This is a genomic window from Gemmiger sp. An50 (genome assembly GCF_002161595.1).
Classification (GTDB): Bacteria; Bacillota; Clostridia; order Oscillospirales; family Ruminococcaceae; genus Allofournierella.
The window spans coordinates 38723-50184 of record NZ_NFID01000023.1; the positions used below are offsets into that span (position 1 = coordinate 38723).

The following is an 11462-nucleotide window of genomic DNA, read 5'->3' on the forward strand; positions in this document are numbered from 1 at the left end:
ACCAAAACCGGCCCGATCCCCCGGAATTTACAATAGGTTTACAGCCCATAAAGGTTGCGTAAAGGTTTCCCCTCACATATCTTTCACCCTTTGCACGGAGCCTTTTCACAAACGGCGGCTAAAATAAGTTCGGCTTTTCCCCGAATGGGGAAAGTTTGAATGATCCATAAGGGGGAATCGTGATTGATGAGTAAGGTGAAAACGGCTCTTGGCCGGGTGGGCGGAAGCCTCGGACGGCACAAAAAGGCCCTGATTGCGGCAGTATTGATCCTGGCGGTTGCGGTGGCCGGGCTGTGGTATTTCCGCATGCGGCGGCCCGCGCTGCCCGCGGAGGCGCAGGGGGGCAGCTATGTGCGCACCGTGACCCTGCAGAAGGGCAACCTGGACGACTCCATCAGCGCCAGCGGCACCGTGGAGAGCAGTGATGTGTCCAATGTGACCACCGACCTGAAGTACACCGTGAAGACGGTGAATGTACAGGTGGGCGATATGGTCGAGGCAGGGGATGTGATCTGCATCCTGGACACCGAGAGCCTGGAAAAGAGCATTGAGAAGGCCAAGGAAGCCCTGGCGGACAGCATGGCCCAGGCGGAAAAGACCTACCAGAAGGCGCAGGAGAGCCTGGCCGAAGCGCAGACCAAGACCAGCGAGGCCAAGACCGATATGGATGAAGCCCAGAGCGCCAAGGACGACGCCTGGTCCGCCTACGACAGCGCTTGCAGCAAGGTGAGCTCCTTCCAGACCGAGGCGGACGATGCCGCCGCCCGGCAGGAGAACGCTTTGAGCGCCCTGAACGATGCCATGGCGGTTACGGCCCAAAAGCAGACCGCCTACAACGACGCCTACGGCGCCTGGAAGACCGAGAGCGACCGTCAGCTGGCGGCGGACTATGAGCCCGCCGAGGGCGACGCGGAAAAGCTGGCCGGGCTGCAGACCGCCATGAACAATGCCCAGGCCCAGCTGGATGCGGCAAACGAGGCCCAGACCAAGGCCCAGGAGAGCTACGACCAGACCTCCCTCCAGGCACAGGAAAAGCAGAAGGCGCTGAGCGATGCCCAGAGCACGGTGGGCCTGACCGGCCTGCAAACCGCCTACCAGCAGGCACAGGCTGCCTACGAGCAGGCCCAGACCGCCTATGACCAGGCGGTGAAGAACCAGGAGACCGCCCAGGAGACCTGCGACGATGCGCTGGAGAGCTATAATAAATCCGGCGAGAGCGACGAGCTGGCCGACCTGCAGGAGCAGCTGGAGCAGTGCACGCTGACCGCCGAGACCAGCGGCAAGGTGACTGCGGTGAACGCCACTGTGGGCAGCATGATCGAGGGTGCGGCCGCCACCATTCAGAACACTGAATCCCTGAAGGTGGCCATCACCATTCCGGAATACGATATTGAGAGCGTGAAGGTGGGCATGACCGCCCGCATCACCAGCGACGTGACCGACAAAGAGGTGAACGGCACCCTGAGTCAGATCTCGCCCACTGCCACCGGCGGCGGTTCCTCCTCCAGCAGCTTTGCGGCGGAGGTGACCGTGGATGACGCGGACAGCGGCCTGCTGATCGGCACCAACGCCAAGGTGGAGATCATCCTCTCCACTACCGAGGACGTGTTCACCGTTCCGCTGGACGCCATCGGCGAAAACGAGGCGGGCGAGAGCGTGATCTATGTGCAGACCGGCGAGGAGAACGGTGAGCCTGTGTTTGAGGAGATGGCCGTGACTGTGGGCGAGGAAAACGACTACTATGCCCAGATCAGCGGCGCAGAGCTGGAAGAGGGTCTGGTGGTGCGCGCCTCGGCCAACGCGGACGAAGCCACCGAGGAGCTGGACATGGGCACCATGATGCCCGGCGAGATGAGCGGCATGGCCCCCGCCGAAGAGGGCGGCATGCAGGGCTCGGTGGTTATCGCGGCCCCCGCGGATGGCGGTGGCGGCGGCCGGGGCGGCATGGCCGGCGGCCCGGCGATGGGAGGCTGATGCAGATGCAGCCGATCATTGACATGCAGGGCATTGTGAAACGGTATTACATCGGCAAGCCCAACGAGCTGGAGATCCTGCACGGCATCGACCTGCAGGTATATCCCGGCGAATTCGTGGCCATCGTGGGCGAGTCCGGCAGCGGCAAGTCCACCTTAATGAATATCATCGGTGCGCTGGACCGGCCCACCGAGGGCAGCTACAAGCTGGACGGCGTGGACATCACCAGCGCAAAGGACAAGGAGCTCTCGGTCATCCGCAACCGGAAAATCGGGTTTGTGTTCCAGACCTTTAACCTGATCGGGCGCACCAGCGCTCTGAAAAATGTGGAGCTGCCCATGCTCTACGCCGGGGTGCCCGCCCGGCAGCGCACCCAGCGGGCCAAAGAGCTGCTGGAGATGGTGAACATGACCGAGCGGGCCCGCCACCAGCCCAATGAACTTTCCGGCGGTCAGAAGCAGCGGGTGGCCATTGCCCGGGCGCTGGTGAACCAGCCCGCTTTGCTGCTGGCGGACGAGCCCACCGGCGCGCTGGACTCCGCCACCAGCCGCACCGTGATGGATATTTTCCACCAGCTGCACGCCAGGGGCATGACCATCGTGCTCATCACCCACAGCCAGGAGCTGGCTGCCGAGTGCGAACGCATCCTGACCCTGCGGGACGGCCGGTTCGTGGGCGAGCGAAAGGGGGCGGGACGCAGTGCAGCTGTTTGACAACATCCGCCTGGCCTTCGGCAGCCTGTGGGCCAACAAGCTGCGGGCGCTGCTCACCATGCTGGGCATCATCATCGGCATCGGCTCGGTGATCGCCATCGTTACGCTGGGCGACTCGCTTACCGGCTCCATCACCGACAGCCTGCAGAGCTTCGGCATCAACAACATCACCGTGAGCCTGCAGCAGAAAACCGAGGACGACGAGACCAGCGGCGGCGCGGTGCGCATGTTCAGTATGACAAACCCCACCAGCGAGGACCTGTTCACCGACGCCATGATCGAGGAGTTCCGGGCGGCCTACCCGGAGCAGATCTACGCCATCGCTCTGGACCAGAGCCTGGGCAGCGGTCAGGTGCAGCAGAGCGACACCACCGCGCAGGTGAACGCCATGGGCGTGAACGAGGAATACGCGCTGGCCAATGACCTGAACCTGCTGCACGGACGCTTTATCAAGGATTCCGACGGCGAGCGCCAGATCGCTGTGGTGAGCGACGTATTCTGCGAGAGCGTGTTCGGCCAAAGCGGCGCGTCGGTGCTGGGGCGTGAATTTGATTTGACGGTGAACGGTCAGCTGCTCAAGTTCTATGTGGCAGGCGTTTATGAATACGATGACGACGGCTTTGTGAGCATGACCGGCGCCGACCCGGTGACCGAGCTGTACCTGCCCATGGAAGCGGCGCAAAAGCTGACCGGTGAGACCGGCTACCAGAGCTTCACCGTGGTGGCCTCCACCGGCACCGATACCGCCGCCTTCCTGGAGCAGGTGGAGAGCTTCTTCGCCAGCTTCTATACCCGCAACGAGAGCTACACCGCTACCGCTTCCAGCATGGAGAGCATGCTGGAGGAGATGACCAGCATGCTGAACACCGTCAAACTGGCCATCAGCGCCATCGCGGCCATCAGCCTGCTGGTGGGCGGCATCGGCGTGATGAACATTATGCTGGTGAGCATCACCGAACGCACCCGGGAGATCGGCACCCGCAAGGCGCTGGGCGCGCCGGGCTTTGCCATCCGGATGCAGTTCATCACCGAGGCGGTGGTGATCTGTCTGGTGGGCGGCGCGCTGGGCGTGGCCCTGGGTGTGGGCCTGGGCGCGGCAGGCGCGGGCCTTTTGGGCTACGCGGCAAAGCCCAGCCCTGCCGCCATCGGACTGGCGGTGGGCTTCTCCATGCTCATCGGCGTGTTCTTCGGTTATTACCCAGCGGGCAAGGCAGCCAAGATGGACCCCATCGAGGCGCTGCGTTATGAATAAATCCTTGACAAAACCGTGAAGCGGCGGTATCCTTAATCATGCTTTGTATATCCGGGAATGAAGTTCTCCCGTGGGCGGGCGTGACAGGCCTGTCCTAAACCGCTTTGCTTTAAGCTGATGACTTCTGCGACGAAACCAGACGCAGAAGCCATCGGCTTTTTTGCGTCCAAAAACGGAAGAACAGAGAGGGAAGAATTATGTTGACATCACTTGCATTTATCTTTTTGGTGGGGCTTGCCGCGGCGGCGCTCTGCCAGCGGCTGCACCTGCCGCGCATCATCGGCATGCTGGCCACCGGCATTTTGCTGGGACCCTACGCGCTGAATCTTCTGGATGATTCCATCTTGTCCGTCTCCGGCGATCTGCGCCAGATGGCGCTGATCATCATTCTGCTGAAGGCGGGGCTTTCGCTGAATCTGGCCGATCTGAAAAAGGTGGGCCGGCCGGCGGTGATGATGGCCTGTGTGCCCGCCAGCTTCGAGATCCTGGCCTTTGTGCTGTTTGCGCCCATGCTGTTGGGCGTGAACCGGGTGGAGGCCGCGGTGATGGGCGCGGTGCTGGCGGCGGTCTCCCCGGCGGTGGTGGTGCCCCGGATGGTCCATCTGATGGAGACCGGCTACGGCACCGACAAGAGCATCCCACAGCTCATCATGGCGGGGGCATCCTGCGATGATATCTTCGTGATCGTGCTGTTCTCTACCTTCGCGGGCATGGCCCAGGGCGGCAGCGTGCAGCTGTCCAGCTTTGCGTCCATCCCGGTGTCCATTGGCCTGGGTGTGCTGCTGGGCGCGGCGGTGGGCTGGGCACTGAGCACCTTTTTTGAGGCGGCCCACGCCCGGCGGCGCTGTGTGCGCAACAGCACCAAGGTAGTGATCCTGCTGGGGACCGCCTTTCTCCTGATGGCTGTGGAGACCTGGGCCAAGCCGGTGGTGCCGGTGTCCGGTCTGCTGGCGGTGGTGAGCATGGCCTGTGTGCTGAAGCTGAAAAGCGTGGCCTTTGTGTCCAAGCGGCTTTCGGAAAAATTCGGCAAGCTGTGGATCGCTGCCGAGGTGATCCTCTTCGTGCTGGTGGGCGCGGCGGTGGACATCCGCTATACTCTGGGCGCGGGCCTTGCGGCTGTGGCCATGATCCTGGCCGCGCTGTGCTTCCGGTCGGTGGGCGTTCTGCTCTGCGTGACCGCCACCCCCCTGTGCTGGAAGGAGCGGCTGTTCTGCGTGATCGCCTACCTGCCCAAGGCCACGGTGCAGGCGGCCATGGGCTCGGTGCCGCTGGCCATGGGCCTTGCCTGCGGGCAGATCGTGCTGTCGGTGGCGGTGGTTGGCATCCTGATCACCGCGCCGCTGGGGGCAATCGGGATTGATCTGAGCTACAAGCGCCTGCTGAACCACCCGGCAAAGACGGTGGAATAAGAGAAGCGCCCCCCGCGCCTTTACAAACCGCAAGGCGGCAGAGTATACTGAAAGCAGCATACTCTGCCGCCTTTTTGCGGCTGTTAATCAATCAGGAAATGAGGCGTTTTGCGATGAGCTATACCTTTGGATTCATCGGTGTGGGCAACATGGGCGGCGCGCTGGCCCGGGCGGCCTGCCGCTGGAACCCCCGCCAGGTGGTGCTGACCAACCGGAGCATGGAAAAGGCCATCTCTCTGGCTGAGGAGCTGGACTGCGACGTGGCGATGGACAACGCCACCGTTGCCCGGGAAGCCAAATTCATCTTTTTGGGCGTGAAGCCCGCCGGTATGGGCCAGGTGCTGGCCGAGCTGGCCCCGGTGCTGGCCCAGCGGACCGACCAGTTCGTGCTGGTGAGCATGGCCGCGGGCCTGCAGCTGGACCGGCTGGCCCAGATGCTGGGACGGCCCGCCCCCATGCTGCGCATCATGCCCAATACGCCGGTGGCCATCGGCGAGGGCATGATCCTGTACACCGCCGGTCCCGGTGTGGACCGGGAGGATCTGGAAGAGTTCCTCATTAAGATGGACGCCGCCGGCCGGTTCGATTCCATCGACGAAAAGCTGATGGACGCGGGCAGCTCGGTGTCCGGCTGCGGCCCCGCTTATGTATACCAGTTCATCGAGGCCCTGGCGGACGGCGGCGTGGAATGCGGCCTGCCCCGGGCGAAGGCTCTGGAATACGCTGCCCAGACCCTGGCGGGCGCGGCCCAGATGGTATTGGAGACCGGCAAGCATCCCGGCCAGCTGAAGGACGAGGTGTGCAGCCCCGGCGGCAGCACCATCGCCGGAGTCCATGCACTGGAGGAGGGCGGCCTGCGGGCCGCGGCCATCAACGCAGTGGTCAAAAGCTTTGAAAAGAACAAGGAGCTGGGCAAACAGTGAGCGAGTATAACATCAAGCTGGTGGGGCTGGACATCGACGGCACCCTGCTGAACACCAAAAACCAGATCAGTCCCCGCAACCATGCGGCCATTCGGGCGGCCATTGACGCGGGCTGCCGGGTGATCCCGGCCACCGGCCGGCCGCTGCGGGGCGTGCTGCCGGAATTTATTCAGATTCCCGGCGTGGATTATGCGGTCACCGCCAACGGCGCCACCGTGGTGCGGCTGAGTGACGGCGAGTTCGTGATCAAAAACTGGCTCAGCCGGGCGCGCCTTCAGAAGCTGTATGAGGCCACTCAGGGCCTTTGGCGGGTGTTCGACGTGTTTGTGGGCGGCAGCGGCTACAGCGAGAAGAAAAATCTGGATGCCGCCGAGGAGTGGGCCCCCCGCAATATGGCTCCCTATATGCGGATAAGCCGCCAGCCGGTGGAGAGCATTCCGGACTTCATTGCCGCCCAGGAGGGCTTTGAGAAGTGCAGCATGTTCTTTACCAGTGAGGAAAACCGGCAGAAGGTCCGGCAGATCGCTCAGGAGATGGGCGGCTTTTCCATCGTGTCCAGCGAATCCAACAATCTGGAGATCAGCGACGAGGGAGCGACCAAGGGGCTGGCCCTGCTGGAGCTGGGCCGGATGCTGGGCCTGGAGAAAAGCCAGGTGATGGCCTGCGGCGATTCGGAAAATGATCTGCCCATGCTGGAGACGGTGGGCCTGGGCGTGGCCATGGGCAATGCGCCCCGCTTCATTCAGGAGAAGGCTGCGGCGGTCACCGCCACCAACGACGAGGACGGCGTGGCCCTGGCGCTGGAAAAATACGTGCTGGGCAGGTGATGTGCTGGTGGATTTCTTGCGGGAAAAGGGCGTCATTGCGGCGAACCTCTGCCTGATCGCCGGGCTGCTGTTTTTCAGGCCGCTGTTTCTGGCGGGGCTGGCGCTGTGGGCGGTCAGTCTGGCGATGCGCCTGCACCGGGAACCGGCAAAGGGCATGAAGCTGTTTTACGGGGCTTTGTGTGTGCTGGTGAGCCTGTGGTTTTTGTTGTCACTGGCCGGGCAGCTGGCGGTTCTGGCCGGCTGGTTCGGCTGGACTTGAACAGAACAAAAGAAAAAGAAGGAGCCCGGGGTGAAGCTCCTTCTTTTTTTATGCGGTTTTGCGGGGGCGTTACTGCCTGCCCCGGTTGTAGACGCTCTGCTGCTCCACCCGCAGCACCACCCGGCCAACAAACAGGGTGAGCAGAATCTCCACCGGCAGCAGCACCAGATTTTTTCCGATGCGCAGCGGCAGGGTGGCCAGCTGAAAATTCTGGCCATAATAAAGATACAGCCAGAAGCTGTTCAAAAAGATGTTCAGCAGAATGTTGATGCTCAGCTTGGCGGCCAGCACCCGGTACCAGCGCAGCGGCTGGCGGTAGAGGGCCAGGCCCCAGATCATTCCGGCCAGAATGGCAGTGAGGGTAAAGCCGGGGAAATAGGCGCCGCCGCCGTTGTTCACCACCCAGCCCAGAAAATCGCTGGCGGCACCGGCGGTCATGGCCACCGCGGGGCCGAACAGCATACCGGCCATGGCGCTGGTCAGAAAGCCGAAGCCGATGCGCAGCTGGGGGGTGAGCTGCAGCCGGATGTTCAGTGCATCCAGCGTGATGTTCAGCGCGATGAGCAGCGCCACCACCGCCAGAGTGCGGGGCTGGTGGAACCGGGCGGCGGAATCCTGAAAGAGTTGCTTGATTTTGGACATGAAAAAACCTCCTTTGAACGCGGATGCCGCACAAAAGGAGGTGAGGGTACAAAAGGAGGGCACGGCGCGGCAAGGGCACAGCGCCCCGCATTTGCCTGCACACACTTCGTTTATGCAGCAGCGGGATGCAAAGCCTGTACCGCGAAGCGGAGTGCTTCTTCGTCCGGCCCGCAACTCCCCGTCGGGCTGGCACTTGACGCACAGGCTTTTACTCTGCACGCTCCATTATAGACCCGCTGCAAAGGGAAAACAAGCCCCGACGGCAAATTTGAAGAGTCAGTCTTTTTTGTCCGCCGCCTTGTTTACCACCAGGATGCCCGCGCAGATCAGCGCCAGCGCCGCCAGCCCCTGGGGGCGGAAGGCCGCCGCGCCCTCACCCAGCAAAAGGGCGCTGAGCAGCACGCCGAATACCGGGTTCATGAAGCCGAACACCGAGATGCGGGCTACCGGGTTGTGAGCCAGCAGCACCGACCACAGCGAGTAGGCTACTGCCGAAATAAAGCCCATGTAGACCAGCAGTGCTGCCGAACCGGCGGTGGGTGCGGCCAGCCGCCCGCCCAGCACAAGACCCAGCAGGGTCATGACCACGCCGCCGAACAAAAACTGCCAGCCGCAGAGCACGAAGGTGTCCTCCTTCCGGGAGTAGCGTTTTACCAGTACGCTGGAAAAGGCGTAGGCAATGGCGGCGATAAGCACCAGGCCGTCACCCAGCAGGCTGCTCTGCCCGCCGGAGGAGCTGCTCAGGTTGATGAGCGCCACCCCGGCAAAGCCCACGGCACAGCCGATCAGCTTCTGGGCGGTGAGGGCTTCGTAGCGGAACACCAGCGTGGCCAGCAAAATGCAGAAAAAGGTGTTGGTGGCGGTGATGATGGCCGCGTTCACGCCGCTGGTGTTGGCTACACCGGCGTAATAAAATACGTACTGCAGAATGGTCTGCACGCAGCCAAGCTTGAGGACCATCGGCAGGGTCGCTTTGCTGGGGGCGGCCAGACGGTGAGCCCGGATGCTGGCAAAGACAATGACCATCAGCCCGGCAATGGAAAAGCGAATCCCGGCGAACACCAGCTGGCCGGGAATGTCGCTGGACGCCAGCTGGAACAGCTGGCAGCCGATCTTGATGCAGGGCACCGCGCTGCCCCACAAAAAGCAGGGAATCAGGGCCAGAGCGGCGGCCACTGCCGGACGGGAAAGGGGAGAAGACTCCTTCATATACAACAATCCACCTCTCAGGGTTTGAAATATCCACTGGAAAAGTATAAAATGTTATCAGAAAAAAGTAAAGCCGCGCGCCGGAAGCATTGTCCGGCGGGCAGCTCCGGCAGGGCCCTTGCCGAAAGGGCCGGAAAGGAACAAGACTATGGCAGTTTGCAAATTCAGCGAGATGGAATACACCCGCCCGGACGTGCAGCGGGTGACCGAAGCTTACCGGCAGCTCACCGCCCGGGCCGAAAAGGCCGAAAGCGGTCGTGAGCTGGCGGACATTTTCAAAGAGCACACCAAGCTGGACGATGAATTCAGCACCGCGGCCCGCCTGGCGCAGATCCGCCACACTCTGGATACCCGGGATGAATTCTATGATGCGGAAAACGACTTTTTCGACCAGGAGGCCCCCGGCGTGGGCAACGCCCAGCTGGCGCTGTACCGGGCGCTGCTGGCCAGCCCTCACAAGGAAGGCCTGGCGGCGGAGTACGGCGAGATCTTGCTGCAGAAGATGGAGGTGGCCGCTGCCAGCGCCAGCGAGGAAGTGCTGGAGCTGATGCAGCAGGAGAACGCACTGGCCAGCCGCTACCAGAAGCTGTACGCGGGCGGTCAGGTGCAGTTCGACGGCAAGAGCCTGACCTTGCCCGAGATGGGCCCCTACAAGCAGAGCCTGGACCGGGCGGTGCGCAAGGCCGCCTTTGAAGCGGACGGCCGCTTCTTCGACGACAACCGGGAAGAGCTGGACGAGATCTACACCAAGATGATCGAGAACCGCAACGCCCAGGCCTGCAAGCTGGGCTACGAGAGCTATGTGCCCCTGTCCTACCTGCGGATGGGCCGGCTGGGCTACAATGAGGCGGATGTGAAGAGCTTCCGGGATCAGGTGGCCCAGAGCGTGACCCCGCTGGCTCACGAGGCCATGAAGGAGCAGTTTGCCCGCATCGGCCTGCCTGACGCAAAATTCTACGATACCACCGTCAGCTTTAAGGACGGTAACCCCATTCCGCAGGGCACCGCCCCCGATCTGCTGGCCAAGGCGGTGCAGATGTACCGGGAGCTGAGCCCCGAGACCGCCCGCTTCATCGACTTTATGACCGAGAGCCAGCTGTTTGATCTGGAGAGCCGCCCCGGTAAGGCCCCCGGCGGCTACTGCGAGACCATCCCCGGCTACGGTGCGCCCTTTGTGTTCTCCAACTTCAACGGCACCTCCGGCGACGTGGATGTGCTCACCCATGAGGCAGGACACGCCTTCCAGGCATGGGTGGCGGCCGGCCAGGGGATGTGCCAGGAGCTGGCCAACCCCGGGCTGGAGAGCTGCGAGATCCACAGCATGTCCATGGAGTTCCTCACCAGCCCCTGGCATCACCTGTTCTTCGGCAAAGACACCGCCAAGTATGCCCTGGCCCATGCCCAGGAGGCGCTCACCTTCCTGCCCTATGGCTGCATGGTGGATGAGTTCCAGCACATCGTCTACAGCCAGCCCCATCTGACCCCGGATGAGCGCAATGGTATCTGGCTGGAGCTGGAGCGCAAGTACCGCCCCTGGAACGACTTTGCCGGCCTGCCCTTCTATGGCCGGGGCGCGGGCTGGCAGCGGCAGCTGCACGTCTATCAGTACCCCTTCTACTACATCGACTACTGCCTGGCGCAGATCGTGTCGCTGCAGTTCTTTGCTGCTCATCTGAACGATCCGAAAGACGCCTGGCAGCGTTACCTGGCTTTGGTGAAGAAGGGTGGCGGCGACACCTATGCAGGCCTGGTCAAAGCCGCGGGCTTTACGGTTCCCTTTGAGCAGGGGGCCATTGCACCGGTGGCACAGCAGGTGTTCGACTGGGTGAAGGAACAGAACAAAAAGCTGTAATCTCTGAAAAAACGTTTCATGGGCCCGGAGGCAGCATTGCCTCCGGGCTTTTTTGTGCAAAACAGATTGCACAGGGAAAAACAGGTTCATATATATACAATATATAAGAGAAAAGGCTGTTTTTGGCCCAAAAAGAAAAATATGACTTTTTTCAAAGAAATTTGAAAAAAGGTGTTGACTTCTGCCCCGCGGCTGTGATATTATAACTGAGCCGTCAACGACGGCAAGCCGCTCGAAAGAGCTTGAAAAAATATTTCAAAAAGTGCTTGACAAAAAGAACTTCGCGAGATATAATAAACAAGCTGTCCCGCGAGGGGGAGCGGCACAGGACCTTGAAAATTGAACAATATCGAAGCTTGAACGGAACCTTATCGTGATGGAAAATCACGTTAAACAATTCCA

Annotated in this window: 10 protein-coding genes and 2 riboswitches; of the genes, 8 read left to right on the forward strand and 2 right to left on the reverse strand. The window is 61.9% G+C overall.

Annotated features, from left to right (window positions below; translation table 11 throughout):
- Positions 1-186 precede the first annotated feature (186 nt).
- The 7 genes from B5G03_RS16005 (at position 187) to B5G03_RS16035 (ending at position 7357) form a co-directional block, all read left to right on the forward strand.
- Positions 187-1974 carry an HlyD family efflux transporter periplasmic adaptor subunit gene (locus tag B5G03_RS16005; protein WP_087182668.1) on the forward strand — a complete coding sequence of 596 codons (1788 nt, stop codon included), beginning with the start codon at positions 187-189 and terminating at the stop codon, positions 1972-1974.
- A gap of 5 nt (positions 1975-1979) precedes the next feature.
- A complete protein-coding gene (locus B5G03_RS16010; protein WP_343286914.1) occupies positions 1980-2687 on the forward strand; it encodes an ABC transporter ATP-binding protein in 708 nt (235 codons plus the stop codon).
- Positions 2674-3939, forward strand: a complete 1266-nt coding sequence (locus B5G03_RS16015; RefSeq protein ID WP_087182670.1) for an ABC transporter permease — start codon at positions 2674-2676, stop codon at positions 3937-3939. Before B5G03_RS16010 ends, B5G03_RS16015 begins: the two co-directional genes overlap by 14 nt.
- Before the next feature lie 44 nt (positions 3940-3983).
- A riboswitch (Fluoride riboswitch) is annotated at positions 3984-4073 on the forward strand.
- 63 nt (positions 4074-4136) lie between these two features.
- Complete coding sequence (locus tag B5G03_RS16020) at positions 4137-5348, forward strand: cation:proton antiporter (RefSeq protein ID WP_087182671.1); 1212 nt, start codon at positions 4137-4139, stop codon at positions 5346-5348.
- 113 nt (positions 5349-5461) lie between these two features.
- Positions 5462-6271 carry a pyrroline-5-carboxylate reductase gene (gene proC, locus B5G03_RS16025; protein WP_087182672.1) on the forward strand — a complete coding sequence of 270 codons (810 nt, stop codon included), beginning with the start codon at positions 5462-5464 and terminating at the stop codon, positions 6269-6271.
- A complete protein-coding gene (locus tag B5G03_RS16030) occupies positions 6268-7098 on the forward strand; it encodes a Cof-type HAD-IIB family hydrolase (RefSeq protein WP_087182673.1) in 831 nt (276 codons plus the stop codon). Before proC ends, B5G03_RS16030 begins: the two co-directional genes overlap by 4 nt.
- A 7-nt stretch (positions 7099-7105) precedes the next feature.
- Positions 7106-7357, forward strand: a complete 252-nt coding sequence (locus tag B5G03_RS16035; protein ID WP_140401727.1) for a hypothetical protein — start codon at positions 7106-7108, stop codon at positions 7355-7357.
- Positions 7358-7426: 69 nt separating this feature from the next.
- Here B5G03_RS16035 and B5G03_RS16040 read toward each other — a convergent pair whose 3' ends face one another.
- Entirely contained in the window at positions 7427-7999 is a 573-nt protein-coding gene (locus tag B5G03_RS16040) for a folate family ECF transporter S component (RefSeq protein WP_087182675.1), read from the reverse strand.
- A 116-nt stretch (positions 8000-8115) separates the two neighbouring features.
- A riboswitch (THF riboswitch) is annotated at positions 8116-8217 on the reverse strand.
- 58 nt (positions 8218-8275) lie between these two features.
- On the reverse strand, positions 8276-9208 hold the full coding sequence (locus tag B5G03_RS16045) for a DMT family transporter (protein WP_087182676.1): 933 nt from the start codon (positions 9206-9208) through the stop codon (positions 8276-8278).
- A gap of 148 nt (positions 9209-9356) precedes the next feature.
- Here B5G03_RS16045 and B5G03_RS16050 point away from each other — a divergent pair, with 148 nt between their 5' ends.
- Positions 9357-11060: a M3 family oligoendopeptidase gene (locus B5G03_RS16050; protein ID WP_087182677.1), complete on the forward strand. Its 1704-nt coding sequence runs from the start codon at positions 9357-9359 to the stop codon at positions 11058-11060.
- Positions 11061-11462 lie beyond the last annotated feature (402 nt).

What these genes read in the sequence shown, in the direction of transcription:
- B5G03_RS16005 (WP_087182668.1), top strand. Translation starts at nt 187, where the DNA reads ATGAGTAAGGTGAAAACGGCTCTTGGCCGGGTGGGCGGAAGCCTCGGA.
- B5G03_RS16050 (WP_087182677.1), top strand. Translation starts at nt 9,357, where the DNA reads ATGGCAGTTTGCAAATTCAGCGAGATGGAATACACCCGCCCGGACGTG.
- B5G03_RS16045 (WP_087182676.1), bottom strand. Translation starts at nt 9,208, where the DNA reads ATGAAGGAGTCTTCTCCCCTTTCCCGTCCGGCAGTGGCCGCCGCTCTG.
- B5G03_RS16010 (WP_343286914.1), top strand. Translation starts at nt 1,980, where the DNA reads ATGCAGCCGATCATTGACATGCAGGGCATTGTGAAACGGTATTACATC.
- proC (WP_087182672.1), top strand. Translation starts at nt 5,462, where the DNA reads ATGAGCTATACCTTTGGATTCATCGGTGTGGGCAACATGGGCGGCGCG.
- B5G03_RS16020 (WP_087182671.1), top strand. Translation starts at nt 4,137, where the DNA reads ATGTTGACATCACTTGCATTTATCTTTTTGGTGGGGCTTGCCGCGGCG.
- B5G03_RS16040 (WP_087182675.1), bottom strand. Translation starts at nt 7,999, where the DNA reads ATGTCCAAAATCAAGCAACTCTTTCAGGATTCCGCCGCCCGGTTCCAC.